The sequence below is a fragment of the Streptomyces saintjeani genome, assembly GCF_055409605.1.
The window spans coordinates 2,193,775-2,220,774 of record NZ_CP189624.1; the positions used below are offsets into that span (position 1 = coordinate 2,193,775).

25 protein-coding genes and 1 pseudogene are annotated in these 27,000 nt (G+C 69.7%); 10 read left to right on the forward strand and 16 right to left on the reverse strand.

Annotated elements, in window-relative coordinates; genetic code table 11:
* Positions 1 to 98 precede the first annotated feature (98 nt).
* Genes ACQCO7_RS09770 through ACQCO7_RS09785 form a run of 4 tightly spaced genes read right to left on the reverse strand, consistent with a single transcriptional unit; the run spans position 99 to position 3,640 of the window.
* Positions 99 to 1,190 (reverse strand): amidohydrolase family protein, encoded by a 1,092-nt coding sequence (locus tag ACQCO7_RS09770; RefSeq protein WP_464071439.1) that lies wholly within the window; start codon positions 1,188 to 1,190, stop codon positions 99 to 101.
* Positions 1,191 to 1,200: 10 nt separating this feature from the next.
* On the reverse strand, positions 1,201 to 1,992 hold the full coding sequence (locus ACQCO7_RS09775; RefSeq protein ID WP_464071440.1) for an amino acid ABC transporter ATP-binding protein: 792 nt from the start codon (positions 1,990 to 1,992) through the stop codon (positions 1,201 to 1,203).
* The gene (locus tag ACQCO7_RS09780) at positions 1,989 to 2,792 is read right to left on the reverse strand and encodes an amino acid ABC transporter permease (protein WP_464071441.1); all 804 of its coding nucleotides are present in this window, start codon (positions 2,790 to 2,792) and stop codon (positions 1,989 to 1,991) included. Before ACQCO7_RS09780 ends, ACQCO7_RS09775 begins: the two co-directional genes overlap by 4 nt.
* Positions 2,789 to 3,640, reverse strand: a complete 852-nt coding sequence (locus tag ACQCO7_RS09785; protein ID WP_464071442.1) for a transporter substrate-binding domain-containing protein — start codon at positions 3,638 to 3,640, stop codon at positions 2,789 to 2,791. Before ACQCO7_RS09785 ends, ACQCO7_RS09780 begins: the two co-directional genes overlap by 4 nt.
* A gap of 193 nt (positions 3,641 to 3,833) precedes the next feature.
* Here ACQCO7_RS09785 and ACQCO7_RS09790 point away from each other — a divergent pair, with 193 nt between their 5' ends.
* Both ACQCO7_RS09790 and ACQCO7_RS09795 read left to right on the forward strand, forming a co-directional pair.
* Positions 3,834 to 4,937, forward strand: coding sequence for a pyridoxal-phosphate-dependent aminotransferase family protein (locus ACQCO7_RS09790; protein ID WP_464071443.1), 1,104 nt, complete (start codon positions 3,834 to 3,836; stop codon positions 4,935 to 4,937).
* Between the two features lie 192 nt (positions 4,938 to 5,129).
* Complete coding sequence (locus tag ACQCO7_RS09795; protein WP_464071444.1) at positions 5,130 to 5,672, forward strand: DinB family protein; 543 nt, start codon at positions 5,130 to 5,132, stop codon at positions 5,670 to 5,672.
* A gap of 114 nt (positions 5,673 to 5,786) precedes the next feature.
* On the opposite strand, the gene ACQCO7_RS09800 is transcribed toward ACQCO7_RS09795, so the two are convergent.
* Positions 5,787 to 6,851, reverse strand: coding sequence for an alkene reductase (locus ACQCO7_RS09800; RefSeq protein WP_464071445.1), 1,065 nt, complete (start codon positions 6,849 to 6,851; stop codon positions 5,787 to 5,789).
* A 262-nt stretch (positions 6,852 to 7,113) separates the two neighbouring features.
* On the opposite strand from ACQCO7_RS09800, the gene ACQCO7_RS09805 reads away from it, so the two are divergent.
* Positions 7,114 to 7,539: a MarR family winged helix-turn-helix transcriptional regulator gene (locus ACQCO7_RS09805; RefSeq protein ID WP_464071446.1), complete on the forward strand. Its 426-nt coding sequence runs from the start codon at positions 7,114 to 7,116 to the stop codon at positions 7,537 to 7,539.
* Between the two features lie 25 nt (positions 7,540 to 7,564).
* Here the strand turns inward: ACQCO7_RS09805 and ACQCO7_RS09810 are convergent, their stop codons facing one another.
* A complete protein-coding gene (locus ACQCO7_RS09810; RefSeq protein WP_464071447.1) occupies positions 7,565 to 8,623 on the reverse strand; it encodes an aminotransferase class V-fold PLP-dependent enzyme in 1,059 nt (352 codons plus the stop codon).
* Between the two features lie 83 nt (positions 8,624 to 8,706).
* Entirely contained in the window at positions 8,707 to 9,438 is a 732-nt protein-coding gene (locus ACQCO7_RS09815) for a DsbA family oxidoreductase (protein ID WP_464071448.1), read from the reverse strand.
* Between the two features lie 396 nt (positions 9,439 to 9,834).
* Between ACQCO7_RS09815 and ACQCO7_RS09820 the strand changes: the two genes are divergently transcribed.
* Positions 9,835 to 10,164, forward strand: a complete 330-nt coding sequence (locus tag ACQCO7_RS09820) for a hypothetical protein (protein ID WP_464071449.1) — start codon at positions 9,835 to 9,837, stop codon at positions 10,162 to 10,164.
* Positions 10,165 to 10,170: 6 nt separating this feature from the next.
* On the opposite strand, the pseudogene ACQCO7_RS09825 reads toward ACQCO7_RS09820, so the two are convergent.
* Positions 10,171 to 10,778 (reverse strand): annotated as a pseudogene (locus ACQCO7_RS09825) (DUF1349 domain-containing protein).
* 67 nt (positions 10,779 to 10,845) lie between these two features.
* Positions 10,846 to 12,375 carry an aldehyde dehydrogenase (NADP(+)) gene (locus ACQCO7_RS09830; RefSeq protein ID WP_464071450.1) on the reverse strand — a complete coding sequence of 510 codons (1,530 nt, stop codon included), beginning with the start codon at positions 12,373 to 12,375 and terminating at the stop codon, positions 10,846 to 10,848.
* Between the two features lie 140 nt (positions 12,376 to 12,515).
* Here ACQCO7_RS09830 and ACQCO7_RS09835 point away from each other — a divergent pair, with 140 nt between their 5' ends.
* The 3 genes from ACQCO7_RS09835 to ACQCO7_RS09845 all read left to right on the forward strand — a co-directional run bounded on the left by ACQCO7_RS09835 (position 12,516) and on the right by ACQCO7_RS09845 (position 15,290).
* Positions 12,516 to 13,289: an IclR family transcriptional regulator gene (locus ACQCO7_RS09835; RefSeq protein WP_464071451.1), complete on the forward strand. Its 774-nt coding sequence runs from the start codon at positions 12,516 to 12,518 to the stop codon at positions 13,287 to 13,289.
* Between the two features lie 4 nt (positions 13,290 to 13,293).
* Positions 13,294 to 13,764: a GNAT family N-acetyltransferase gene (locus tag ACQCO7_RS09840; protein ID WP_464071452.1), complete on the forward strand. Its 471-nt coding sequence runs from the start codon at positions 13,294 to 13,296 to the stop codon at positions 13,762 to 13,764.
* A 77-nt stretch (positions 13,765 to 13,841) separates the two neighbouring features.
* Positions 13,842 to 15,290 (forward strand): peptidoglycan D,D-transpeptidase FtsI family protein, encoded by a 1,449-nt coding sequence (locus ACQCO7_RS09845; protein WP_464071453.1) that lies wholly within the window; start codon positions 13,842 to 13,844, stop codon positions 15,288 to 15,290.
* 16 nt (positions 15,291 to 15,306) lie between these two features.
* Here the strand turns inward: ACQCO7_RS09845 and ACQCO7_RS09850 are convergent, their stop codons facing one another.
* Positions 15,307 to 16,764 carry an NCS2 family permease gene (locus tag ACQCO7_RS09850; RefSeq protein WP_050375428.1) on the reverse strand — a complete coding sequence of 486 codons (1,458 nt, stop codon included), beginning with the start codon at positions 16,762 to 16,764 and terminating at the stop codon, positions 15,307 to 15,309.
* A 288-nt stretch (positions 16,765 to 17,052) separates the two neighbouring features.
* Here ACQCO7_RS09850 and ACQCO7_RS09855 point away from each other — a divergent pair, with 288 nt between their 5' ends.
* From ACQCO7_RS09855 to ACQCO7_RS09865, 3 genes are all read left to right on the forward strand, one after another.
* Positions 17,053 to 17,619 (forward strand): SigE family RNA polymerase sigma factor, encoded by a 567-nt coding sequence (locus ACQCO7_RS09855; protein ID WP_464071454.1) that lies wholly within the window; start codon positions 17,053 to 17,055, stop codon positions 17,617 to 17,619.
* Positions 17,616 to 18,473, forward strand: coding sequence for a hypothetical protein (locus tag ACQCO7_RS09860; RefSeq protein ID WP_464071455.1), 858 nt, complete (start codon positions 17,616 to 17,618; stop codon positions 18,471 to 18,473). Before ACQCO7_RS09855 ends, ACQCO7_RS09860 begins: the two co-directional genes overlap by 4 nt.
* Before the next feature lie 135 nt (positions 18,474 to 18,608).
* Positions 18,609 to 20,258, forward strand: coding sequence for a rhamnogalacturonan lyase B N-terminal domain-containing protein (locus ACQCO7_RS09865; RefSeq protein ID WP_464071456.1), 1,650 nt, complete (start codon positions 18,609 to 18,611; stop codon positions 20,256 to 20,258).
* Here the strand turns inward: ACQCO7_RS09865 and ACQCO7_RS09870 are convergent.
* The 6 genes from ACQCO7_RS09870 to ACQCO7_RS09895 form a co-directional block, all read right to left on the reverse strand.
* Positions 20,255 to 21,172, reverse strand: coding sequence for a right-handed parallel beta-helix repeat-containing protein (locus tag ACQCO7_RS09870; protein ID WP_464071457.1), 918 nt, complete (start codon positions 21,170 to 21,172; stop codon positions 20,255 to 20,257). The two genes, ACQCO7_RS09865 and ACQCO7_RS09870, sit on opposite strands and share 4 nt — an antisense overlap.
* 116 nt (positions 21,173 to 21,288) lie before the next feature.
* Positions 21,289 to 22,410 carry a right-handed parallel beta-helix repeat-containing protein gene (locus ACQCO7_RS09875; RefSeq protein ID WP_464071458.1) on the reverse strand — a complete coding sequence of 374 codons (1,122 nt, stop codon included), beginning with the start codon at positions 22,408 to 22,410 and terminating at the stop codon, positions 21,289 to 21,291.
* Between the two features lie 57 nt (positions 22,411 to 22,467).
* On the reverse strand, positions 22,468 to 23,499 hold the full coding sequence (locus ACQCO7_RS09880; protein WP_464071459.1) for a pectinesterase family protein: 1,032 nt from the start codon (positions 23,497 to 23,499) through the stop codon (positions 22,468 to 22,470).
* 1 nt (position 23,500) lies between these two features.
* Positions 23,501 to 24,628 (reverse strand): pectinesterase family protein, encoded by a 1,128-nt coding sequence (locus tag ACQCO7_RS09885; RefSeq protein ID WP_464071460.1) that lies wholly within the window; start codon positions 24,626 to 24,628, stop codon positions 23,501 to 23,503.
* 117 nt (positions 24,629 to 24,745) lie between these two features.
* Positions 24,746 to 26,122 carry a pectate lyase family protein gene (locus ACQCO7_RS09890; protein ID WP_464071461.1) on the reverse strand — a complete coding sequence of 459 codons (1,377 nt, stop codon included), beginning with the start codon at positions 26,120 to 26,122 and terminating at the stop codon, positions 24,746 to 24,748.
* A 37-nt stretch (positions 26,123 to 26,159) separates the two neighbouring features.
* Positions 26,160 to 26,951, reverse strand: coding sequence for a rhamnogalacturonan acetylesterase (locus ACQCO7_RS09895; protein ID WP_464071462.1), 792 nt, complete (start codon positions 26,949 to 26,951; stop codon positions 26,160 to 26,162).
* Positions 26,952 to 27,000 lie beyond the last annotated feature (49 nt).

The window sequence follows — 27,000 nt, forward strand, 5'->3', positions numbered from 1 at the left end:
CGGGACCCCGAAAGAATTACGCAGTACGAGCGAACGATCAGCGAACCAGGTCGAGTTCACACGATCGTGGGTACGTCATTCACGTGTTCGACACGACGTCACCTCATGACACGGCCGTTCAGCACCACGTGTGACGGATCGGCCAGTACCCGTACGTCCGTTCGCGGGTCCTGCGCGTAGACGACGAGGTCGGCGGGGGCGCCCTCGTCGAGGCCGGGCCGCCCGAGCCATGCGCGTGCTTTCCACGTCGTCGCCGCGAGCGCCTCGACGGGAGGGATCCCGGCGGTGACGAGTTCGGCGACCTCCTCGGCGACGAGCCCGTGCGGCAGGGTGCCGCCGGCGTCGGTGCCGACGAAGACGGGGACCCCGGCGTCGTACGCGCTGCGGACCGTGTCGTAGCGGCGTTCGTGCAGGCGGCGCAAGTGGTCCGCCCAGCGGGGGAACTTCGCCTCGCCGCCCGCCGCGAGGGTCGGGAACGTCGCGATGTTGACGAGGGTGGGGACGATGGCGACGCCGCGTTCCGCGAAGAGGGGGATGGTGTCGTCGGTGAGGCCGGTGGCGTGCTCGACGCAGTCGATGCCGGCCTCTACGAGGTCGCGCAGGGAGTCCTCGGAGAAGCAGTGCGCGGTGACGCGGGCGCCGAGGGTGTGCGCTTTGCTGATAGCGGTTTCTACGGCTTCCCGGGGCCATGTCGGGGTGAGGTCGCCGACCTCTCGGTCGATCCAGTCGCCGACCAACTTGACCCAGCCGTCGCCTCGTTGAGCCTCCTGGGCGACGTACTCGGTGAGGTCCTCGGGTTCGATCTCGTGGGCGTAGCCTCGGATGTAGCGGCGGGTGCGGGCGATGTGGCGGCCGGCGCGGATGATCTTCGGGAGGTCGTCGCGGGTGTCGGCCCAGCGGGTGTCGGAGGGGGAACCGGCGTCGCGGATGAGGAGGGTTCCGGCCTCGCGGTCGGTGAGGGCCTGTTGCTCGGCGATGTCCTGTTCGACGGGGCCGTGCGGGCCCAGGCCGACGTGGCAGTGGGCGTCGACGAGGCCGGGGAGCGTCCACCCCTCGACGGTACGGATGTCGCGGGCGGTGGGGGGACGGTCGTAGGAGACGCGGCCGTCGATGATCCAGAGGTCGTCGCGGATGTCGTCCGGTCCGACGAGGATCCGGCCCTTCACATGCAGCACCGCTTGATCGTTCATGGGCAGCACATTAGTCAGCGCCTTCTTCGACCTCAGCCGCCGCCGGGTCCAGCAGGCGGGACAGGAAGTGGCGGGTGCGTTCGTGGGTCGGGTTGGCGATGACCCTGGTCGGCGGCCCTTCCTCCACCACCACCCCGCCGTCCATGAACACCACCCTGTCCGCGACTTCGCTCGCGAACGTCATCTCGTGTGTGACGACCATCATCGTCATGCCGTCGTCCGCGAGCATCCGCATCACCGCGAGGACGTCGCCGACGAGTTCGGGGTCCAGGGCGGAGGTGGGTTCGTCGAAGAGCATCACCTCGGGGCCCATCGCCAACGCCCGGGCGATGGCGACGCGTTGCTGCTGGCCGCCGGAGAGGGAGGCGGGGCGGGCGTGGGCCTTGTCCTGGAGGCCGACGCGGACGAGGTTCTCGTGCGCGACGCGCTCGGCGGTCCTCTTGTCCCGCTTCAGGACCCGGCGTTGGGGGAGGGTGAGGTTCTCGGTGACAGTGAGGTGCGGGAAGAGGTTGAACTGCTGGAAGACCATGCCGATCTGCCGCCGGGCCGCGTCGATGTCGACGTCGGGGTCGGTGAGTTCGACTCCTCGTACGACGACTTTTCCGCGCGTCGGCTGTTCGAGCAGGTTGACGCAGCGCAGGAGCGTCGACTTGCCGGAGCCGGAGGGGCCGATGACGCAGACGACCTCGCCGCGCGCGACCTCCAGGTCGATGCCGCGCAGGACCTCGTTGTCGCCGAACGCCTTGTGGAGGCCGGTGACGTGGATCTCGGGGGCCACGAAATGGCTCTGCGTGTCGCTCACTTGGACTCCATCCGCCGGACCACGAACCCGAGCGGCACCGTCACCAGCAGATAGCAGAGTCCGGCGACCAGGATCGGCGTCGAGTTGGCCGTCGTACTCGCCAAGTCACGCCCGTACTTGGACAGTTCGCGTTCCTCCAGGGTGACGCCGAGGAGCAGCACCAGGGACGAGTCCTTGAACAGGATGATCAGTTCGTTGGTGAGCGGCGGCAGGATGATGCGGACGGCCTGCGGGATGACGACGGAGAGCATCGCGCGGGCGGAGCTGAAACCGAGTGAACGGGCCGCCTCCGTCTGCCCTTTGGGGACCGCCTGGATGCCCGCGCGGAACGTCTCCGCCATGTACGCGGCGCCGACCAGGCCGAGGGCGAGCGCGGCCTTGCCGTACGTGCCGCCGACGATCTCGGTGCCGGGGAAGGCGAGCGGGACGGCGACGCCGATGAAGACGAAGATGAGCAGGGCGGGCAGGCCCCGGAAGATCTCGATGTAGACCCCGGCGACCCAGCGGTAGGGGCCGACGGACGACAGCCTCATCAGCGCGATGAGCAGGCCGAGTACGAGGCCGAGGGCGAACCCCGACAGCGTGTACAGCACCGTGTTCCTGAGGGCCAGCGTGATGACGTCCGGGAACATCTGGCGGGCGATGTCGCCCTGCGCGAACTGGTTGCGCAGGCGTCCCCAGTCGGCGCCGAGGGCGAAGGCGAGGACGGCGGCGACGAAGACGGCGTACTGGGCGGCGCGGCTCAGCCGCTGTTTCTGGCGCCGCGTCAGCTTCGCCGTCTGCACGCCCTGTTCGGTCATGACGCGGACGGCGAGGCCGCTGCGGCGTCGTACGGGCCGATCCACTTCTCGTACAGCGTCTTGTACGTGCCGTCCGAACGGGCCTGTGCGAGCGCCTTGTTGATGACAGCGAGGAGTTTCGTGTTGCCCTTCTCGACCGTGAAGCCGTACTGCTCACCGGTGTTGAGGTTGTCGACGACCTTGAAGGCGTCCGCGTTGGCCTTGGTCTTCAACCAGCCTTGTACGACCGGGTAGTCGATGATGACGGCCTTGACCTGGCCGGTGCGCAGGCCGTTGAGGACGGCGTCGGAGGACTCGAAGGAGACCGGGTCGAAGCCCTGTTTCTTCGCGTAGTCCTCGCCGGTCGTCTGGGCCTGGGCGCCGAGCTTGGCGTTCTTCGCCCTGACGTCGGCGAGCGAGGTGAGGCCGCTCTTCCTGTCGACCAGGACGGCCTGGGTGGCGTCGAAGTAGGGGTCGGAGAAGTCGACGTTCTTCTTGCGTTCGGCGGTGATGGTCATGCCGGCGGCGGCCACGTCGCACTCCCCCGAGTTGAGGAAGGCGCCGGTCTTGAAGTTCTCGAAGGGGGTGTCGAGGATCGTCTGCTTGACGCCGAGGTCCTTGGCGACGAGGTCGATCAGGGAGACGTCGAAGCCCTGCACCTTGCCGTCGATCTCCGACTGGAACGGGGGGTAGGGCAGGTGGGTGCAGGTGGTGAGCTGTCCGGCCTTGGCGAGTTTCACGCCGCCTGCGGCCGTCCTGGAGCCGCTGTCGCCGTCGTCGCTCGACGTGCAGGCGGTGAGGGCGGCGAGGAGGAGGGCCGCGGCGGTGAGGGCCTTCAGGCGGGTACGGCGGCCGGGGAGCGGGTGCACGTGGACCTCCGTAGGGGGTTGCCCTGGTATTCCCTGATGTGGCTCTGCGGTCGTAGTGATGTAGTACCGACGATCAGGGAGGCCGGGCCGTCTCTCAAATCGGGCCGGGGGTGGTGGGGGCCGTACGGATGAACGGGTACGGGTTTACGCTCTTGTGCGTCGACCGTTCGTGAGCAGCGAAAAGAGCAGCGCCGTGACCACCCATCCCCTCCTCGACCTTCCCCCGCTGAGCGCCGCGCACTTCGCCTCGATCGAGGACCGGGTCGCGAAGCTGCTGGGCACCTCGCAGGACGTCGTGATCATGCAGGGCGAGGCGCTGCTGCCGCTGGAGGGGGCGATCCGGGCGAGTGCCGGGCCCGGGACGACGGCGCTGAACATCGTCACCGGCCCCTACGGGCAGACCTTCGGGAACTGGCTGCGGGACTGCGGCGCGACGGTGATCGACCTCGCGGTGCCGTTCCACACGGCCGTGACGGCGGCGCAGGTCCGGGAGGCGTTCGCCGCGCATCCCGCGATCGACTTCGTGTCCCTGGTCCACGCGGAGGCGGCGACCGGCAACACGAACCCCGTCGCGGAGATCGGGGAGGTACTACGGGAGCACGACGCCCTGTTCTACCTCGACGCGGTCGCCTCCATCGGCGCCGAACCCGTACTGCCCGAGGTGTGGGGGGTCGACCTGTGCGTCATCGGCGCGCAGAAGGCGATGGGCGGGCCCGCCGGGGTGTCGGCGGTGTCGGTGAGCGAGCGGGCCTGGGCGCGGATGGCCGCGAACCCGGGGGCGCCGCGCCGCTCGTACCTCTCCCTCCTGGACTGGAAGGACCGCTGGGTCGACGCCGGCCGGGGGACCCTCCCGCACGCGCCCGCGCAGCTGGAGATGCTCGCGCTGGAGGCGTGCGTCGAGCGCATCGAGGCGGAGGGCCTGGACACGGTCATGTCCCGCCACGCCTCCGCCGCTGCCGCGACCCGCGCGGGCGTACGGGCGCTGGGCGGCGGCCTGGAGCCGTACGTGTACGACGCCGTCGAGGCGGCCCCCGTCGCCACGACCCTGCGGACGCCGTCGGGAGTCCCGGCCTCGGAGCTGGTCGCGCGGGCCCTGGAGCTCGACCCCTCGCTGCCGCTCGCGGCGGGCGGGGGTGCGCTGGCCGCCGAGATGATCCGGGTGAACCACTACGGGGCTCACGCGGCGTTGGACGTGGTGGTGGCGTGCCTGTCGGTGCTCGGGGACGTGCTGGTGGAGCGCGGGGTGGAGGCGGACGCCGGGGCGGCGGGGCGCGCCGCGGAAGGGGCTTGGGGATAGGGGTACTACGCGCGCGGCTACCCCTGTGGTACGGGGTACTGGAGGGGTGGCGAAGGCACGGGCGTCCCGCGAGGTGCGCCGGGGTACCCGGGTAGTCCTGGGGTACGAGGGTTTCGGCCATCCTCCGCGTCTTCACGACGCCGCCGCCGTAAATCCTCCGCGCACCCCCGTCGGCTGCGCCATGCTCCCCGTATGACGACCGACTCCTCCACCCCCGCTCCCCCGCTCGCCCTTCCCGACGGGCGGCCCGTCCCGCCGTGGACGGCGGACGAGTCCGCCATGCTGGAGAGCTGGCTCGCCTTTCACCGGACGACGCTGGAGCTGAAGTGCGCCGGGCTGGACGACGAGCAGGTGCGGCGGGCCGCCGCCGCGCCGTCCGAGCTGACGCTCCTCGGGCTCGTCCAGCACATGGCCGAGGTCGAACGGAACTGGTTCCAGCGGGCGTTCGCGGGGCTTGAGGTGCCGTACGTCTACGAGGAGAAGACCGGTTACCGCCTCTCCCCCGACCGGGGTCTCGACGAGGCGCTCGGCGTATGGCACCGGGAGATCGCCCGGAGTCAGGAGCTGATCGCCGGGCACTCCCTCGACGAGACCGGGCACCTCGCCGACGGTCCGTTCGCCGGTACGCCCCTCAGTCTGCGCTGGATCCTCATCCACCTGATCGAGGAGTACGCCCGGCACAACGGGCACGCGGACATCCTGCGCGAGGCGATCGACGGGACGACGGGGGCGTGAGGGCGGAGGTATGAGGGGGTGAGGGGGGCGTGCGGCTGTGCTGCCGGGCGCCTCTGCCTCGTACCCCCACCCCCCTACCTGAGAGTCAGCCCCTGAGCGTCAGCCTCCTGGGGGTCAGCCCAGCGTCGGGTAGTCCGTGTAGCCCTTCTCCGTGCCGCCGTAGAACGTCGCCGCGTCGGGCTGGTTGAACGGGCCGCCGGACTTCAGGCGGGCGGGGAGGTCGGGGTTGGCGAGGAAGAGCTGGCCGTAGGCGATCAGGTCCGCGGTGCCGTCCTCGACGAGGGAGAGGGCGTCGGGGCCGGTGGGGCCGTCGGTCGCGGGGCTCAGGACGAACGCGTTGCTGAAGCTCTTGCGCAGCGTCAGGGTCAGCTCGCGGATGTCGCCGACCTCCATGACGTGGACGTAGGCAAGGTCCAGGCGGTCCAGCTCGGCGATCAGCGCGGTGTACGCGGGCTCGGGGTCGGGCTCCGAGATGTCGTTGAGGTGGTTGCCGGGCGAGAGGCGGATCGCGGTGCGGGCGGCGCCGATCTCGGCGACGACGGCGCGGGCGACCTCGACGGCGAACCGGATGCGCTTCTCCGGCGTACCGCCCCATTCGTCGGTGCGGTGGTTGGTGCCGGGCGCGAGGAACTGGTGGATCAAGTAGCCGTTGGCGCCGTGGAGTTCGACGCCGTCGAAGCCCGCGTCGATCGCGTTGCGGGCGGCGGTGGCGAAGTCCTGGACGGTCTCCCGGATCTCGTCACCGGTCAGCTCGCGCGGCGCGACCATGTCCTTGGGGCCCTCGGCGGTGAAGACCTGCCCGTTCGCGGCGACGGGCGAGGCGCCGACGTTGACGACGCCCTCGGGCAGCAGCGAGGGGTGGCCTATGCGCCCCGCGTGCATGAGCTGGGCGAAGATCCGGCCACCGGCCTCGTGCACGGCGTCGGTGACCTCGCGCCACGCGGCGACCTGCTCGGCTGAGTGCAGTCCGGGGGTACTGGGGTAGCCCTGGCCTACCACGGACGGCTGAATCCCCTCCGTGACGATCAGTCCGGCCGTAGCCCTCTGGACGTAGTACTCGACGGTGAGGGCCGTGGGCAGCCCGCCCTCGGCGGCACGGCTGCGGGTCATCGGGGCCATGACAATGCGGTTGGCGAGGGGGGTGCCGGAGAGGTCGATCGGATCGAACGCGGTGGTCACGTGAGACTCCAGGAGACAGCGGGGTGCACGACGAGTTGCACAACCGGTTGCGCAACAGGTCGCATCACTATTTATATGGCCGACCAAGTAAGTAGCCGGACGTCACCCTACCCCACTTGTTTGGCCGACCAATCATCTCGGGGTCGGCGGTAGACTTCCGGACAGCGGAAAACGAGGCGGGGAGTGAGCGATGGAGGCCGGGGACCACACGGACACCGCCGGGGAACACGCGAGCGCCGGCGAAACGCGGTGCTCCGGTCCGATGAACCACGCCCTGATGCGCGCCGCCCGGCTGCACCGCCACACCAGCGCGCGCCTGCTGCGCGGGCTCGGCCTGCACCCCGGCCAGGAGCTGGTGATGATGCACCTCTGGGGCTGCGGCGCCGCCCGCCAGTCCGACCTGGTGAAACTCCTCGACCTCGACCCCTCCACGGTCACGAAGATGCTCCAGCGACTGGAGCAGGCCGGACACGTACGGCGGCTGCCTGACCCGGCCGACGGGCGCGCCGTCCTCGTCGAGGCCACCGACACCAGCTCGCGCATCCTGGAGGAGGTCGAGCGGGTGTGGACGGAGCTGGAGGAGCGGGCCCTGGCCGGGTTCAGCGGCCCGGAACGGGCGCAGTTCCTGTCGATGCTGCGGCGCGTGGAGGGGAACCTCTGCACGGGGGAACGGCCGGAGGGCTGCTGACCGTACGGGCGGGCGCCGGGTGTTCTCAGCGCAGCGCCGCCAGCAGGGTGTCCACGTCCTCCCGCGTGTTGTTGAGGTGGAAGGACGCCCGCAAGTTGCCCGCCCGGTTGGAGACTTGGATGCCCTTCTTCGCCAACTCCGGCTGGCGTACGCCCAGTCCGGGGACCGACACGATCGCCGAGCCGTCCGCCGGGAGCACCCGGTGGCCCAGTGCCTCGACTCCCGTACGGAAGCGGTCGGCCAGGCTCAGATCGTGCGCGTGGATCGCCGACACCCCTATCTCCTCCACGAGTTCGAGGGACGCCCGCAGGCCCGCGTAGCTGAACAGCGCCGGTGTCGTGTCGAACCGCCTTGCCGAGTGGGCGAGTTCGGTGACCGGGCCGTAGCAGCTGTCCCACGGGGTTTCCGCCGCGACCCAGCTCGCGAGGAGGGGGACCAGGGTGCCGAAGTCCTCCGGGACCGTCAGGAACGCCGAACCGTGCGGGCCCAGCAGCCACTTGAAGGTGACGCTCGCCGTGTAGTCGTACTCGTTCGCGTCGAACGGGAGCCAGCCTGCCGCCTGCGAGAAGTCGACGTACGTGCGGGCGCCGTGCCGCCGTGCCGCCTCCCTCAGCGCCGGGAGGTCCGCGATGCGGCCGTCCGCCGACTGGGCCGCGCTGACCGCGATCAACTCCGTGCCGGGGCGCACCGATTCGGCCAGCCGGTCCAACGGGACCGTGCGGACCTTCAGGTCGCCCCGGACGTGGAACGGGTTCAGTACGGACGTGAAGTCGTCCTCCGCCGTGAGGACTTCGGCACCGGGCGGGAGGGACGCCGCGATCAGGCCCGTGTGCGTGGCCACCGAGGCGCCCGCCGCGACGCGCTCCGCAGGGACGCCGGCCAGCCTTCCGTACGCGGCTCGGCAGGTCTCCACGTCCGCCCACAGCGGGTCCAGCGGCTGTCCCTGCGCCCGTAGCGTCACCGCTTCCTGGATCGCGGTGACACTGCGGGCGGGGAGGAGGCCGCTGCTGGCCGTGTTGAGGTACGTGGTGCGGGGGGCGAACTCGGTGCGGACGAGGTCCTTGAAGGTCTCCGGCGTCTCCATACGTCCACTGTGCGGGTGCCGGGGGCCGTCGTCCATCGTCACTTGCTACGCCGTACCTTCAAGGGGCACTTGACGGAGAACGGTTACCGTGCCGTTTCCTCGCGCTGCGGGACCGCGCAGCCGTCCGGGCCGCATGCCTCCGCGTCGCCCTGGTCCAGCAGCGTCAGCGGGGAGCGTTCGCCCCACGCCTGGGTGAGGGCCTGTGCGAAGACCTCCGCCGGCTGGGCTCCCGAGACGCCGTACTTGCGGTCCAGCACGAAGAACGGGACGCCCGTCGCGCCCAGTTGGGCCGCCTCCCGCTCGTCCTCCCGTACCGCGTCCGCGTACGCCTCCGGGTCCGCCAGCACCTTGCGGACCTCGTCCGCGGCCAGGCCCGCCTCCGTCGCCAGCTCCACGAGGCGTTCGTCACCCTCCGTGTAGACGGAGCGCTCCTCCGCGAAGTTCGCCCGGTAGAAGATCTGGATCAGCTCGTCCTGCCTGCCCTGCTCCTTCGCGAGGTGCAGGACCCTGTGCATGTCGAACGTGCTGCCGTGGTCCCTGCCCCTCGTCCTGTACGCCAGGCCCTCCGCCTTCGCCTGCGTGCCGAGGTTGTCCTCCGCCGCCTCCGCCTGGGCCTCGCTGATCCCGTACTTCTTCGCGATCATCGGGATGACCGGGACGTTCTCGCTCTTGCTCCAGCCCGGGTCCAGCTCGAACGACCTGTGGACGACCTCCACCTGCTCCTTGTGCGGGAAGGCCGCCAGCGCCTTCTCGAAGCGGGCCTTGCCCACGTAGCACCACGGGCAGGCGATGTCGCTCCAGATCTCGACGCGCATGTCTTCGGCTCTTTCCGGTCGTCTCGTGCGGAGACTTCCTCCGCCGTCTTGCGTGAACGTTCAACCAGGGGGGTTCATTCCCGCCTCGCCGTATGGCCGTGTCCGGCCGTGGTCGTATGCCTGCGGCAGCCCCGTTCCCTTCGGTGGGGGCTTGGGTAGCGCCCATCCGTCGTGGGTGAGTCGGTGCCGCACCGGGGGGTGTCCGTCTTCGGGTCGGCTGACGCGTTTCTTGGTTTGTCGCTTGCGAATGCGCCGACCGCTGCGGGCGGACACCCCCGGTGCGTCCCCTTCCCGCCGTTCGCGGGTTTCCCCTTGCCCGTCTCCGGTTGAGGTCCGGTCGGGCCGCTAGCATCTACGCGCCCTGTCTGGTTTGTCGTGATGATCAGGAGTTCTTGCGTGGATGACCATGGAGACGACTTCGGGCCCTGGGGGTGGGAGAGTGCCAGTACGGGGGTGCGGCGGAGTGAGGAGGAGTGGGCCGCCATCGCTCGTTGTGTGCGGCATGCCGTGAACAAGGTGAGTCCGGCTCTGCCGCTCTGCCTTCCCGGGGAGCCTCAGGAGTGCGGGCGGCCCGCTCAGCAGCATGTGCTGGCCTGGTCGGCTCATCTCAAGGCCGTCGCTCATCATCTGGTCGAGCAGTCCACGCCCAGTAAGGCTCGGGGGGCCCATGCCGCTGGGCCGTTGTACCGGCGGCGGTTGGCCGAGTTGCGGGAGCGGAGCGGGTAGTCCCCGTCAGCTGCCGTCCCTCAAGTCCTTTGGCCAGTACGGGCGGTACTCGATGTGGTCGTACGTCACCACGCACTGTTCGCCCATCGGGGACTGGGCCATGAAGCCGATCAGGGCCGCGCCCGTCTCTTCCGTGTCGCCCAGGGTGAAGAGGCGTACGAAGGTCCAGTGTTCGCCGTCGCGGGAGGCGTGGAAGGCCAGGGCCCGGCCGGTGCGGCTGATTCGGAGCCAAGCCGAACTGCCGTCCACCGTGAAGGAGTTGGCGTCGTCCGAGTGGCCCCGGGTCACCACCGTGCAGACCGTGGGAGTGGTCGGGGAGAGTTCCAGGCAGAGTTTGGCCCAGGCCCGGTCTGCCACGTGGACGTACAACACCCCTGCGTCGAACGGGGACTTGAAGCCTACGGTGACGCGGGCGATGAGCTGGAAGTCCCCCTCCGGGGCGCCCAGGAGGCGGGGGGCGTCGGAGGCCGGTTCCAGGGATTCCTCGGTGGGTGAGACGAAGCGGTCCTGTCGCGCCCCGGCCCATCCGCTGAGGACGCCGTCGTCGTAGGACCAGTGGCCGGCGGGGCCGTAAGTCCTTAGGGGGAAGGGGATTCGGGAAGCGAGAGATCCATGGACGAATCATCTCAGGGGATACCTTCAAGGGCGCGGGGCGGTCACCGCTCCGCGCCCCCTGCGGTCTTAGCGCTCCAGAACCCCGTTGAACCTGCGGGGCAGGCCCAGTTCGTTCTCGTCCCGCAGCTCCAGCGGCAGCAGAGCCGTGGGCGTCGTCTGGTAGACGACCGGCCGCATCCAGCGTTCGATCGCCGTGCCGCCGACGGACGTGGACGTGGACGTGGTGGCCGGGTACGGGCCCCCGTGGTGCTGGGCGGCGGCGACCGCGACGCCCGTGGGCCAGCCGTTGACCAGGACGCGGCCGGCCAGGGGGGTCACCTCCGCGAGGAGGTCGGTGCCGCGGCCCTCTCCGGCGGCCTCCGCCTCCGACAGCTGGACGGTGGCGGTGAGGTTGCCGGGGAGGCGGGACAGGACGGAGGTGACCTCGGCGTCGTCCTCGTAGCGGACCACGACGGTCACCGGGCCGAAGCACTCTTCGAGCAGGAGGTCGTGGGCGCCCTCGGTGGCGAGGCGGGCCGCCGGGACCGTGAGGAAGCCGGGGCTGACCGTGTGCTCGCCGCCCGCGCCCGGGGTCACCGGGGACTCGACGTCCGGGAGCTGGGCTCGTTCGGCGACGCCCGCGATGAAGTTGTCGCGCATCCGGTGGTCCAGCAGGACGCCCGCGTCCGTGTCGCTGACGGCGGCCGTGAGGGACTTGACCAGGCCGTCGCCCGCCGCGCCGGAGGGGACGAGGACCAGGCCCGGCTTGACGCAGAACTGGCCGACGCCGAGGGTCATGGAGCCGGCCAGGCCCGTACCGATGGCCTCCGCGCGCTCGGTGGCGGCGGCCTCCGTGACGACGACCGGGTTGAGGGAGCCCAGCTCGCCGTGGAAGGGGATGGGGGTGGGGCGCGCGGCGGCGGCGTCGAAGAGGGCGCGGCCACCTCGGATGGAGCCGGTGAAGCCCGCGGCGGCGACCAGCGGGTGCTTGATCAGCTCGATGCCGGACTCGAAGCCGTGGACGAGGCCGAGGACGCCCTCGGGGATGCCGTGCGCGGCGGCGGCACGGCGTACGACCTTGGCGACCAGCTCGGAGAGCGCCGGGTGGTCGGGGTGGGCCTTGACGACGACCGGGTTGCCGGCGGCCAGCGCGCTCGCGGTGTCGCCGCCGGCGACCGAGAAGGCGAAGGGGAAGTTGGAGGCCGAGTAGACGGCGACGACGCCGAGCGGGACCTTGTAGCGGCGCAGGTCCGGGATCGGGGGCGTGGCCGTGTCGTCGGGGTGGTTGATGACGACGTCGAGGAAGGCGCCCTCGTCGACGATGGCCGCGAAGGCGCGGAGCTGGTAACAGGTGCGGGCCAGCTCGCCGTTGAGGCGGACCGGGCCGAGCGCGGTCTCCGCGTCGGCGGTCTCGACGAGGGCTTCCTTGGCCGCTTCGAGCTGGTCGGCCGCGCCGCGCAGGAAGGCCGCGCGGACGGTGCGGTCGGCGAGGGAGGCGCGCGCGGCGTGGGCGGCGCGGACGGCGGCGTCGACCTCCTGGGCCGTCGCCTCGTCGGCGACCTGCTCCCGCTGCTTCCCGGTTCGGGGGTCGACGCTCCAGACTGGTGCTGCTGCCACCGGGGGTCCCTCCAACAAGTCGTGCCGCGGTGTCCTGTCGCCACCAGCACTGTTCGATATACTGAACGCTGTCCGTGCTGGTGAATATGCTGTTGCAGACTATAACTTCAGCTTCTCGTCGAACGAAGGGGTCACAGTCGATGTCGGCAGGCGAGGCGGGGGGCGGGGCCCAGGTCAAGTCCGCGGTGCGGACGGTCGAGCTGCTGGAGTACTTCGCGGGCCGGCCCGGGATGCACTCCCTCGCGGCGGTCCAGGAGGCCGTCGGCTACCCCAAGTCCAGCCTCTACATGCTGCTGCGCACGCTGGTGGAGCTGGGCTGGGTGGAGACGGACGCGACGGGTACGCGGTACGGCATCGGGGTACGCGCGCTGCTGGTCGGTACGTCGTACATCGACGGCGACGAGGTCGTCGCGGCGGCCCGCCCGACCCTCGACCGGCTGTCGGACGACACGACCGAGACGATCCACCTCGCGCGCCTCGACGGCACGAACGTCGTCTACCTCGCGACCCGCCAGTCCCAGCACTACCTGCGCCCCTTCACGCGCGTAGGGCGCCGCCTGCCCGCGCACTCGACGTCCCTCGGCAAGGCCCTCCTGTCGACGTACACGGACGAACAGGTCCGCAAGATGCTCCCGGAGACCCTCCCCGCGCTCACCGAACACACGATCACGGACCGCGAGAAGCTCATCGAGGAACTGCACGCCATCCGCGAACAGGGCTTCTCCGTCGACCGCGAGGAGAACACGCTGGGCCTGCGCTGCTTCGGCGTCGCGATCCCGTACCGCACGCCCGCGCGGGACGCGATCAGCTGCTCGGTCCCGGTGGCCCGCCTGACGCCCGCGCACGAACAGCTCGTCAAGGACGCGCTGTTCGACGCGCGCGACCGGCTGACACTGGCGACACGTAGGCTCTGACCGCATGGACGTCGTACTGCGCGCGGTGCACGACAGCGATCTGCCGGTCTTCTTCCGGCAGATGGCCGACCCCGAGTCGGTGCACATGGCCGCCTTCACCCCTCAGGACCCGACGGACCGGGACCGTTTCGACGCGCACTGGAAGCGCAACCTCGCCTCCGACGCCGTCCTGCGCACGATCCTGGCCGACGGGGACGTCATCGGGCACGCGGCGGTGTACGGCGATCCGGACGAGCGGGAGGTCACCTACTGGGTCGACCGGTTCTATTGGGGACGCGGGATCGCGACGGCCGCGCTGCGCGCGCTGCTGGCGGAGGTTCCGGAGAGGCCGCTGTACGCGCGCGTGGCGCTCGACAACGCGGGGTCGCTGCGGGTGCTGGAGAAGTGCGGGTTCCGGGAGAGCGGGCGGGAGTCCGGGTACGCGCACGCGCGCGGGGGCGAGATCGAGGAAGCCGTCCTGGTGCTGGACGCCTGATCGCGCGTACATGAACGTCGGGTGAGAAAACGGGCGGACGGGAACTCTTCGGCCGCCGCGTTCGTCTGTTTGTTCGTATGAACAGGACCATCAGGCGTACCGCCGTCTTCACGCTGCTGCTCGTGTTCGCCCTGCTGGTGAGGGCGACATGGGTGCAGTTCTACGAGAGTCAGGCGCTCGCGGACGATCAGCTGAACCGGCGGAACGCGATCGAGACGTACTCGGACCCGCTCGGGAACATCATCGTGGCCGGGAAGTCGGTGACGGGGTCGGCGCAGACGAGCGGCGACCTCAGGTACAAGCGGACGTACACGAACGGCAAGCTGTACGCGGCGGTGACGGGGTACGCCTCGCAGGCGTACGCGCCGACGCAGCTGGAGGGCATCTACGCGGACGTGCTGAACGGCACGGACACGCGCCTGAAGACCGTGATGGACACGGTCACGGACCAGCGCGCCGCGCCGGGGAACGTGATCACGACGATCGACCCGGCCGTCCAGAAGGCCGCGTACGACGCGCTGGGCGACAACAAGGGCGCGGCCGTCGCGGTCGACCCGAAGACGGGGCGCATCCTCGCGGTCGTGTCGACCCCGTCGTACGACCCGTCGACGCTGACGGACGCGAACACGGCCGGCGCGGCCTGGAAGAGCCTCAACGCGGACGCGGACAAGCCGCTGGTCAACCGCGCGCTGCGGCAGCCGCTGCCCCCGGGGTCGACGTTCAAGCTGGTCGTCGCGGCTGCCGCGCTGGAGGACGGCCTGTACGACAGCGTGGACGCGAGGACGGACAGCGAGAACCCGTACACGCTGCCGGGGACGCGCCAGGTGCTGGCCAACGAGAACGCGTCCGCGCCGTGCACGAACGCCTCGATCCGGGTCGCGCTCCAGTACTCCTGCAACAACGTCTTCGCGCACATGGCCGTCCAGCTCGGGCAGGACAAGGTGCGGGCGATGGCGGAGAAGTTCGGGTTCAACAACGAGGCGCAGGACGTCCCCGTGCGCCCGTACGCCAGCGTCTACCCGAAGGGCATGGACCCGGCGCAGACGGGCCTGACCGGCATCGGCCAGTTCGACGTGACGGCGACGCCGCTCCAGATGGCGATGGTGTCGGCGGCGATCGCGAACGGCGGCAAGCTGGTCTCGCCGCACATGGTGTCGCAGGTCACCAACAGCGGCGGTGACGTCCTGGAGGACGTGGACGGGGAGGCGACGACCAGGCAGGTCGTCAGCTCGGGCACCGCCGAGCAGCTCCAGTCGGCGATGCAGACGGTCGTCGAGGACGGGACGGGGACGAACGCGCGGATCAGCGGGGCGACGGTCGGCGGCAAGACGGGTACGGCGCAGCACGGCGAGAACAACAGCAAGACGCCGTACGCGTGGTTCACGTCGTACGCGAAGGCCGGGGACAGGGAAGTGGCCGTCGCGGTGATGGTCGAGCAGTCGGACGCGGCGCGGTCGGAGGTCAGTGGGAACGGGCTGGCCGCCCCCGTCGCGAAGGCGATGATGGAGGCGGCCGTCAAGGGGTGACGCTTTCCTCGGAGGGCTACTTCGTGCCGAGGATCTGCTCGATCGGGTCGATCGCGAAGTACACGGCGAACAGCGCGCTCGTCCCCCACAGCAGCCAGTGGATGTCCCGCGCCTTCCCGAGGACCGTCTTGATCAGCACGTACGCCAGGAACCCGGCGCCGATGCCGTTCGTTATGGAGTACGTGAAGGGCATCACGGCGATGGTGAGGAAGGCGGGGATGGCGATCTCGTAGCGGTCCCAGTCGATGTGCTTGACCTGGGTCATCATCAGGAAGCCGACGGCGATGAGGGCGGGCGCGGCGGCCTGGAGGGGGACGATGGTCAGGAGCGGGGTGAAGAAGAGGGCGAGGGCGAAGAGACCGCCGGTGACGAGGTTGGAGAACCCGGTGCGTGAGCCTTCTCCGACGCCTGCCGCGGACTCGATGTAGGAGGTCGCGGAGGACGAGGAGGAGGCGCCACCGGCGACGGCGGCCACGCCGTCGATCAGCAGGACGCGGCCGAGGTTGGGGACCTTGCCCTCCTCGTCCAGCAGCCCGGCTTCCGCGCTGATCCCGACGACCGTGCCCATCGTGTCGAAGAAGTCCGACAGGATCAGCGTGAAGATCAGCAGGACGACGGTGATCACGCCGACGCCGGGCGCCGAGAACGCGCCGAACAGGCTGAAGTGGCCGATCAGCCCGAAGTCCGGGGTGTCGACGACCTTGTCGGGCCAGCTCGGCGTCGTCAGCCCCCAGCTCTTGATGTCGGCGACCGCGTCGATGACCATCGCGAGGGCGGTCATGGTGACGATGCTGATCAGGATCGCGCCCTTGACCTTGCGCGCGAGCAGCCCGATGGTCAGCAGCACGCCGAGGCAGAACACGAGGACGGGCCAGCCGGTGAGGTTGCCGGTGCCGCCGAGCTGAACCGGCACGGTGGTGTTCGCCGCGTCGGGGATGCGGGTGACGAACCCGGCGTCCACGAAGCCGATGAACGCGATGAACAGCCCGATCCCGACGCTGATCGCCTGCTTCAGCGGCTGCGGTATCGCGTGCATCACGGCCTCGCGCAGCCCGGTGACGACGAGCGCGCAGATCAGCAGCCCTTCCAGGACGACGAGGCCCATCGCGTCGTCCCAGCTCATCAGCGGCGCGATCTGGAAGGCGACGACCGCGTTGAGGCCGAGTCCGGCGGCGAGGGCGAGTGGGAGGTTGCCGCCGACGCCCATGACGATCGTCATCACGGCGGCGACGAGCGCGGTGGCGGTGGTCAGCTGGACCGGGTCGAGGGTGTGGCCGTACTTGTCCTTGGCGCTCCCGAGGATGATCGGATTCAGGACAAGGATGTACGCCATCGTGAAGAACGTCGCGAGGCCGCCGCGTGTCTCCCGGGCGAACGTCGAGCCGCGTTCGGAGATCCGGAAGAACCGGTCGACGCCGTTCAGCGCGGGTGGTGCGGCACTGGGCCGGTCGGTCTTCTCTTGCGTCTCGGACATGGCGGACACTCCTGGTTGCCGGTTGGATCAGTGTGCGGATGCTGGCTGGATTGTTCCCGCGTTGAACTCCCTTCAGGTTTTCGCCGTGTTACGGATTCGGGATCCGCAACGGCCGGTCCCTCACACGGCGTTCGAAGACCCGTACGAACGCACAAGTCGATCACTGCTACGCTTCCGCATCTCGTCCCGGCAATCTCCCCGGGGCATCCCCATGTCATCCACATGGCACGCATGGGCGCCGACCCCCACCGAGCGCCGGAACGTCGCACATCGAGAAGAGGTCAACCCGTGGGCACAGTCGTGGACGACGCCGCCTCCGTGGAGTTCCATACCTTCTTCGACCGCCACTACGCCGAACTGTCGCGGCTGGCCTACCTGTTGACCGGGGAGTCGGACACCGCCGACGATCTGGCGGCGGACGCGCTGCTGGCGCTGTGGCACCGCTGGGACCGGGTGCGCGCGGCCGACCACCCGGTGGCGTACGCCCGGGGGGTCGTCGCCAACCTGGCGCGGACGAAGATCCGCAGCGCGGTGCGGGAGCGGCGCAGGATCGCGCTGTTCTGGTCGCAGCGCGAGGAGAAGACGGAGAACCCGGATGTCGCCGGCGTGGTGGACGTGCAGTCCGCGCTGCGTAGACTCCCCTTCCGCAAGCGCGCCTGCGTCGTGCTGCGGCACGCCTTCGACCTCTCCGAGAAGGACACCGCGCTCGCCCTCGGGATCTCGGTCGGTACGGTGAAGAGCCAGACCTCCAAGGGGATGGCCGAGTTGCAGAAACTGCTCGGCGCCGAGAAGGCTCCGAAGCGGGTGCACGCCGTGATGGCGCGCACCTCCGAGTCCGCGGGAAGGGACCGATGACCATGCGCCGGGACGTGCACGACGACTTGCGCGCCCGGCTGCACGAAGCGACCGAGCGGCACGAGCCCGACCGCGCGCGCATCCTGGCCCGCGTGGAGCGCGGCATGATGGCCGCGCCGGACCGGCAGAGCCACCGTTCGACGCGGCCGGTGCTCGGCTGGGCGCGGATCGTGGGCGCGACGGCGGCGGTCGCCGGGATGCTCGCGGTCGGCGGGTACGCGGTGGCGTCGGCGGTGAAGAGCGAGCCGCCGGCCGAGCAGACGGTCGCGGTCTCCCCCACGCCGATGGTGTCGCCGGACGCGACGAGCCGTCCGCCGAACTCGCCCTCTCCGTCGCCGAGTTCGAAGGGTGAGGCGCCCAAGTCCACGGACCCCGGCCCGAGTCGTACCGCAGGGGCGTCGCCGTCGCCGCAGGTCGGCACTCTTCCGCCGGCAGCCGGGACGAGCGACGGGCCGCTGTGGTCCGACGGTTCGGTGGATCCGCACAGCAACGACTTCTGGGCGCAGAGCGACGTCACGCTCAAGGTGTCGAAGGAACTCACCGCGCTCACCGTGCAGTTGAAGGTCGCGCAGACCGGCGGGGTGACGAACACGGGGGCCTGGCGGTCGCTGCCGGAGGACGACTTCACGTTCACCGTCGGCGAGAAGGACGGGTTCCTGGTCTACACGTGGGTGCTCAAGGACGGGCGCACGGTGAGTCCCGGGGAGTGGGTGTTCGCCGGTCAGTACGACCATGACCGGGGCGGGCGGGACGCGCGGGGCGACACGTACGTCGCCGGCGGGACCGCCGAGGGCAGGGCGCGGTCGGTGGGCGGGGGGTTCGCGGCGGCGGACTCGGCCGAGCCGGGTTCCTGACGGCGTTCACGGCACGTTCTCCGGCTGTGTTTCTCCGGCTGTGTCGGAAAAAGTTTCCGCACCAGCGGCAACCCTTTCCCCACCGGTGACAACTTCAGGACGGCACCACCCCCACCGACCGACGGAGCGCCACCCTTGAGCACGCACAGAAAACACCTCTCCCGCCGCCGTGTCCTCGGCGGCAGCGCGATCGCCGTCGCCGCGGCGGGCGCGGCCGGGGTCGTCTCCTCGGCATCGGCGGCGGCCTTCGGGTACGCCGACGACGGCAGGAACTACGTGGTCAACACGGGTGCTTCCCTGGTCTTCAAGGTCTCCAAGACGACCGGCGACATCACTTCGCTGGTCTACAAGGGCAAGGAGTACGAGGGGTACGGCGGCCGGCACTCGCACGTCGAGTCGGGTCTCGGCTCCGCGACCGTCACCGTGAAGCAGTCCGGCTCGACGATCCTCGTCAAGGCGGTGCACGGCCCGATCACCCAGTGGTTCGCGGCGCGCGACGGCCAGGACAACGTGTACCTGTGGACGGACAAGGCCGACGCGTCGTTCACGGCGACGCGTTTCCTGGTCCGCCTGAAGCCGGGCGTCTTCCCCAACGAGGGGTCGGACTCCTGGATCGAGGCGTCGGACAAGGTGATCGAGGCGGGGGACGTCTGGCGGCGGGGTGACGGGACGACCCACTCCAAGCACTACTCCGGCAAGCGGGTCATCGACTACGACTACGTCGGCTTCAAGGGTGCCGACTCGGCGCTGTGGATGGTGCGTTCGAACCACGAGAAGGCGTCCGGCGGTCCCTTCTACCGCTCGCTGCTGCGCCACTCCAACGACCTCGGCGCCGGGCTGTACGAGATCCTCCACTACAACCAGGCCCAGACCGAGCCGGAGCGGTTCGGTCTCCAGGGTCCGTACGTCCTCGCCTTCACCGGTGGTGCGGCTCCCGCGTCGTCGCTGCTGCACGGCAACCTCGACACGTCCTGGGCCGACGGGCTCGGCATCACCGGCTGGGTCGGCAAGAAGGGGCGCGGCAAGGTCGCGGGGGTCGGGCTCAAGGGGATGTCCTCGGCGCACCCGTACACGGTGGGGTTCGCCAACGCGGACGCGCAGTACTGGACGAGGGCGGCGGGCGGGACCGGTGCGTTCTCGTGTGCGGGGATGCTGCCGGGGACGTATCAACTCACTGTCTACAAGGGCGAGTTGGCGGTGCACCGGGCGACCGTGAAGGTGACTGCGGGGACCACCACCGCTCTCAACTCCCTTTCCGTCAGCGGCGATCCGTCCACCGCCAGGGCCGTCTGGCGGCTCGGCGACTGGAACGGCACACCGTCCGAGTTCAAGAACGCGGCGCTCATGACGTACGCGCACCCCTCCGACGCGCGCGCCGCGAAGTGGACGGGGAACGTGACGATCGGGAGCGGGGACGCGGCGTCCTTCCCGGCGTACATGTGGAAGGCCGTGAACGACGGGGTGCAGGTCCACTTCAAGCTGACGGCCGAACAGGCGTCGGCCGCGCGGACGTTGAGGATCGGGGTGACGGACGCGTTCGCGGGCGGGCGGCCCCGGGTGACGGTGAACGGGTGGACCTCGGCGGTCCCGGTGGCGCCGTCCCAGCCGTCGACGCGGTCGCTGACGACGGGGTCGTACCGGGGGAACAACCACACGTTCACGTACACGGTGCCGGCGACGGCGCTGGGCGCGGACAACGTGCTGACCCTGAACATCGTCAGCGGTTCGAGCGGCGAAACATTTCTGAGCCCGGGGACGGCGTTCGACTGTATCGATCTGCTCTAGCGCTCAGCCGTCACCTCGCTGTCCCAGCTGTTCGCGATACTCACCGTGGAATTCCCCGGCTTCCGCTGGCCCCCTTTGTTTCCCGTCGACATATTCCGGGCCAGCCGGGCCTTTCCCGCGGCGAAGGAGAATCCCGTGCCCTTGTTGGCGTACGCGGTGTTGTCGTTGACCAAATGAGCGGCGGACGCTCCCCCGCCGCCCAGCTCGAATCCGTTCTCGTTCCCGGATGCCCAGTTGTGCTCGATGGTGACCGGCGAGGAGAACTGCCACAGGTCGATTCCGTCGCCCGTATTGTCGTAGAGGCGCGCGCCGGTGACCTTGTTGCCCGTCCCGGAGCCGAACTTGATCGCGACGCCGTCCGCGTTCTGGCCGTGGTTGCCGTGACTGTCCAGGTTCTGGACGAGGTTGCCCACGGTGCCGTCACCGCGCAGTGTGAACCCGGAGTCGCCGTTGTACGCGGTGACGAGGTTCCTGAAGACGCCGCCGGTGGACGACGTGACGACGAATCCCTGGGCGGGCGAATTCTGGAAGGTGATGTTCTCGACGGTCCAGTAACTCCCGTAGATCCCGGCGAGCCAGGACCCCGCGGGAAGCCTGGACCCGTCGATCTTCACTTTCTCGGTGCCGTACGCCTTGAGGGTGATCCGCGCGGAACTCGCGCCGCTGGCCGTGGATTTAAGTGTGGCGGCCGGGGTGTACGTACCGCCGCGCACCTGAATGGTCGTCCCGGCGACCGCGTTCCTGACGGCGGATTCGAGCGCTGCGGTGGTGGAGACGGTGACCGTACTGGACGCCGCCTGGGCGCCGTGATCCGAGAGGCCGAGATATACGCCGCCCGCTCCGGCGGAGAGGGAAATCGCCGCGGCGATCGAGAGCGTACGGGTTCTGCGATGGCGTCCGGGGCCGATTCGCACGGGGTGTTTCCTTTCCTCGGGAACAGGATCGGAAACGAGTCGTCGCGGCGGCGGGAAAAGGTTGCCGTTCCCGCGAAAGTCGTTCGCAACTTTCGCGGGGACGGCTGCGGCGTACATCAGTCCATGGTCGCGCCGATGGTCGTCGACCCGGTCGTCAGGAACGTCGTCGCGGGCAGAGTCCCGCTGGAGCTACGGGAGTTGTACGTCGAGGACGCGTCCGTGGAGCGGAAGGACGGCGTGCCGACGCCGGAGTCCCAGTTGTTGCCGGACGACGTGGCGCCCGACCCCTTGCTGACCGAGCCGCCGCCGTTGCCGACGGCGAGGTTCTTGCCGAGCTTCGCGGTGCCGGTCGCGAAGTAGTAGCCCCACTTGCCGTTGGCGTACGCGGTGGTGCGGTTGATGACGATCGCGCCGGTGTTGCTGTTCTCGGTGAAGCCGTTGCCCGCGTTGCCCCAGGCCGCCGAGTTGTTGACGGAGTGGGCGACGGAGGGTCCGTTGCCGCCGAGCTTGTACCCGTTGCCGTTGCCCTCGAACGCGGAGTCGCCCCAGCGGTTGACGCCGTTGCCGAAGGCCCAGGTGTGCTCGATGGTGACCGGCGAGGAGAAGGACCAGAGGTCGATCCCGTCGTCCGAGTTGTTGTAGAGGCGCGCGCCGGTGACCTTGTTGCCGGTCCCGGAGCCGAACTTGATGGCGACGCCGTCCGCGTTCTGGCCATGTGTCGCGGCGTCGTAGTTGCCGTAACTGTCCAGGTTCTTCACGGTGTTGTTGACCGTGTTCGCGCCGGTGAGAGTGAACCCGGAGTCGCCGCCGTTGATGGTCCTGATGTTGTTCCAGGTGGTGCCGGTGCAGGACTGGCAGACGACCGCGCTGTCCTTGGAGTTCTGGAAGGTGATGTTGGAGACGTTCCAGTAGGACGCGGTCAGCTTGAAGATCCAGGAGCCCGCGGCCATCGAGGACCCGTCGATCTTCACGGTCTCCGAGCCGTACGCGGTGAGCGTGACCGGCGAGCCGGAGGTGCCGTTGGCCGTCGACTGGAGGGTGGCCGTCGGATAGTAGGTGCCGCCGCGCACCTGGATGACCGTACCGGCGGTGGCGTTCTTGATGGCGTTCGCGAGGTCGGTGGAGTTGCTGACGACGACGGTCGCCGCCTGCGCCTGGGTGGGCAGGACGGCGATCCCGGCCCCGAGGGTCAGGGCGGCGAGTGCGGTGAGCGGGGTGAGAACGGTACGACGAGACATGGAGTGCGGTCCCTTTCGCCGTGGGGGGATGGGGAGTTGGGGTGGTGCGGGGTGGTGCTAGCGGTGCGCTCGGGGACGCCAGTTCCCGAGGTAGGTACGCGGGGTGTGGACGACCGCCGCCGCGTCCGTCAGGTGGGGCCGGTTCTCCGGCACCGAAGTCACCGCGCCGGGGCCGGAGTTGGCGTACTCGGCGAAGCGCATGGTCTGCCAGGGGTACGCCTCGCGCATGTTGGTGTACGGCGCGACCGCGTCGATGCCGGACCCGATCCAGGTGTCCCGAACTACCAGCGAGGGCCAGGCGGTTGTCTCGTACGACGGCACCCAGGGGCGGGCGATCTTGTACGCCGCGTCCTCGGCGCCGGAGGTGATCCGGCCGCGCACGGCGAGGAAGCCGTAGGGGTTGGCGCGGGCCGTGGAGGGGGCGAAGACCATGCCCTTGGGGGTGAAGGGCACGTCCCGCTGGAGGGTGTGGAAGCGGCACGTGTCGAAGACCGCGCGGGCCCGCCCGAAGACGAAGTCGACGTCTCCCTCGATGTGGCAACGCCGGTAGTACTGGCGGTCGAAGGCGTCCAGCGCGGTCGTGTCCGCGAACAGGGTGTCCTGGTGGGCCAGGAGGCGGACGTTCTCGACGTGCGTGCGGTCGCCGGTGAGGTAGGCGGCGACCGCCTGTGTGCCGGTGATGTCAGGGTGGTCGGCGCGCAGCCAGTCATTGGCGAGCGTGAGGTCGAGGACGGTGAGGCCGGGCGCCGCCGAGGTGAACGTCGCGGAGCCGGCCGTGCCGTAGGTGCCCGAACCGTCGGGTTTCGGCGTGCCGTTGGCGTTGTCGTAGACGATGACGGCGGCGCGGGGGTCGCGGACGGCTCCCCTGATCGTCAACTCGGCTCTGTCGGCGGGGATGTCGACGACTTCGCGGTACGTGCCGGGGTGGACGACGATCGTCCAGCCGGGGCCGGTGACGCGGTCCACGGCGGCCTGGACGGAGTCGCCGGGGTGGACGTGGACAACTCGCCTTGTGGGTACGGCGGTTGCTGGGGACGCTGCGGTAATCGCTGCGACTGTCCCCCCGATCAGGAAGGCGCGGCGGCGCATCTCAGCAGCCCTCCGGTTCCCAGTCGCCCAGGTACGCGGCCCGGGTCGCCGACTCGGCCTGTACGGCGGTGAGTTGGGGGCGGTTCTCGGGGACCGTGATCACCGCGCCGGGGCCGGAGTTGCGGTACTCGGCGAAGCGCTGACTCTGCCAGGGGAAGCTGTCCGACATGTTCGTGTAAGGGGCGACCGCGTCGATGCCGGCGGCGAGGCGGGTCTCGCGGACCGTGAGCATCGGGCGGGCCGTCGGGTCGGAGCTGGGGACCCAGGGGCGGGCCAACTTGTAGTAGGCGTCCGGTGCTTGGCTGGAGACGCGGCTGTGCGAGACGAGGTAGCCGCGCGGGTTGGCGCCTGCCGTGGAGGGCGCGAAGACGAAGCCGTACGGTGCTCCCGCGAGGTCGGTGCGGGTCAGTGTGCGGAAGTGGCAGCGTTCGAAGACGGCGGTCGCTCGGCCGAAGACGAAGTCGACGTCGCCCTCGACGTAGCAGTCCGTGAAGTACTGGCGGGCGAAGGCGGTGAGGCTCGACGAGTCGGCGTACAACGTGTCCTGGTGACCGAGGAAGCGGCAGTGGTTGAAGGCGGTGCGGTCGCCCTGCACCTTGATGGCGACGGCTTGGGTGCCGGTGATGTCGGGGTGGTCGGCGCGCAGCCAGTCGTTGGCGAAGGTGATCCAGCGGGCGGTGAAGTCGGCGGCCTGGACGGTGGTCGTGGCCGAGCCGGTGGTGCCGTAAGTGCCCCCGCCGGGCTTGGGAGTTCCGGCCGCGTTGTCGTAGACGACCACCACGTCACGGGGATTGTGGGAGGCACCGATCCAGGTCATGCCGGTGCGGGTGGCGTCGACGGCGACCGTCTCGCGGTAGGTGCCGGGGGCGAGGATCAGGGTCCAGCCGGTGCCGGTGGCGGCGGTGACGGCGGCTCGGACGGAGGTGAAGTCGCCCTGGCCCGCTGTGTCGACGTACAGAGTCTGGGGGGTGAGACGGGCGGAGGGGGAGCCGTAGCGGCCGAACGGCCTTGTGGGGCGGGGGTGTTGGGTCGTCGCCGAGGCCGGGGTGGAAGGTAGCGCGAGTGTGGCTGCCGCTGCTGCGGCGGTGATGAATCCCCTTCTGGAGAGGGGGAGTTGAGGCGAGGGCATGGTGCTCCTTCGCGGGGGTCACGGGGTTTCGCTGAGGTCTCGGGGTGCACGGAGCGCGGCGTGCGGGAGGGTGCCGGGACGGTGTGCAGGACCGTCCCGGCACGTCTGGGGAGGCGGTCAGCGCGCTCGGCCGACGCCCGCGCCGCGCGCGACGATCGAGGGGACCAGGCACGGGGAGTCGACCCGGGTGCGCAGGGTCGGAGTCCAGCCCGCGCCGGACTGGAGGGTCTCGGCGGGGATCTCCGCGTTGTGCACGGCGACGAGGTCGACGGGGCGGCCGTTGACGTAGTTGTTCTCCGCCGTCAGCGGGGCCTCGCTCCACTTCTTGATGACCTTGCCGACACTGGTCCCGGCGGGCAGCGAGATCGCGTTGTCGCTCGCGTAGAGCGCGGAGTTGATGCCGACGCCGAAGAGGTAGTAGTCCGACTTCTGCGCCTCTTCGACCACGTAGTGGTTGTTGTAGACGTCGACCTGCCCGAACCGCACGCGCGGGGAGCGCTGGAGGATCCCGTCGAAGCGGTTGTGGTGCAGGGTGACCTTGAGCTTGCCCGCGTCGAGCGCGGAGGTGCTGTCGCTGTTGCCGATCAGCATGTTCTTGTCGTGGTTCTCGAACGAATTCCACGACACGGTCACGTAGTTGGAGCCGCGCACAATATCGGTGAGGCCGTCGTGCTGCTGGAACACCTTGCCGAAGTAGACCGGGCGCTCGCTGTCGGGGTAGCGCCCGTCGGTGAGCGTGTTGTGGTCGATCCACACGTGGTCGGTGCCGAAGACGACGACCGCGTCGTACTCCGAGTTCCAGTTGCCGGTGTGGTTGTCGTCGGTCGGGTCCCACTTGGGGAAGCAGTCGAGGGGGGCCTCGATCGTGAGGTTGCGCAGGATGACGTTCGAGACGCCCTTGATCTGCAAACTCCCGCCCAGGATCCCGGAGTTCCTGCCGACGCCGACGATCGTCGTGTTGCTCGGGATGTTGGCCTTGATGACCGAGTCCTGGTTCGCGGCGGAGGCGACGCGGGCGTCCTCCTGCGGGCCCATGGCGACCTTGTCGTTGCCGTAGACCGCCGGGTCGTAGTCCTTCAGGTACTGCTGGAGGTCGTACCCGCCCGCCTCGAAGGCGTCGCAGCCCTCGGAGACCGCGTCGATCATCCCCCGCACTTTGATGATCTTGGGAGCGCTCCCGCCGGCCGCGAGGGCGGCCTTGAACTCCGCCCAGGTGGTGACGGTGTAGACGTGTTCGGCGTCGGCTGCGGCGCCGCCGGTGGTGCCGGTGCCGTACGAGCCCCAGCCGTCGCCGGTGCCGAGTACCTGGCGGGAGAGGTCGGTTCCGCGTGGCTGGGCCTGGGCCTGGGCTGCGACGCCGGTCAGCGACAACACCAAGGCTGTGCAGCCCAGGAGGGCGCCGTATCTGCGGATGCTGGTGCTGGTGCCGGTACTGGTGCCGGTACTGGTGCCAGTGCTGATGCTGGCATGATCATGACACTTCTGTGCGTGCATGGTGCGGCTCTCCTTTTCAGGAACAGGGGGTGGGGTGCTAGGCGGCGACGGCGTCCGGCCAGGTGATCCACGACTCCGGGATCTCCTGGTCCAGCCGGCACACCTCGCGCCGCGCCAGCACCCTGGTTCTGACCAACTCCCGTGCCACCAGGCGGGCTACGGCGATCGCGCCCGGCGGGTTGAAGTGCGTGTTGTCCTGCTCGGTGGCGGTCCAGTTGAAGTACTTCTTCGTCTCCTCCACGCCGAGCTGCTGCCACAGGGCGAGGGAGAGGGCTTGGGTGTCGAGCAGCGGGACGTCTTCCGCTGCCGCCAGTGCTCTCATCGACGCGGGGTATTCGCCGTGGGTGGGCTGGGAGGTGCCCTGGGCGTTGAATCTGCGGCGTTCCACGGGGGTGGCGAGGACGGGGTGCGCACCTTTGACGCGGGCGCCGTTGATGTAGAGGCGCAGATAGTCCTGGTACGTCGTCCAAGGCTCCGTGTAGCGGGTGGGGTCCTCGGCCTTTTCGTCGTTGTGCGCGAACTGGATGAGGAGGAAGTCGCCGGGTTTGATCACGTCGAGGATGGCTGTGAGGCGACCCTCGTCGACGAAGCTCTTGGAACTCCGGCCGTTCACGGCGTGATTGGCGACGGCGATTCCTTTGTGCACGAAGAAGGGGAGGGCCATGCCCCAGCCGGTTTCGGGAGCGGCGGGGGCGTATTTCTGGGCGGCGGTGGAGTCGCCGGCGATGTAGAGGGTGCGGCGGTTGGCCGCTTGGGCGGGGGCGGCGACGCCGAGGGGAATCGCAGCAAGGGCGGCGACCGCGGTGATTTGTCGACGGCTGATGGACATACGTTTAGCCTTTCAACCGGGGGTGCGCTTCTCAAGGGGCGCGGGGCTG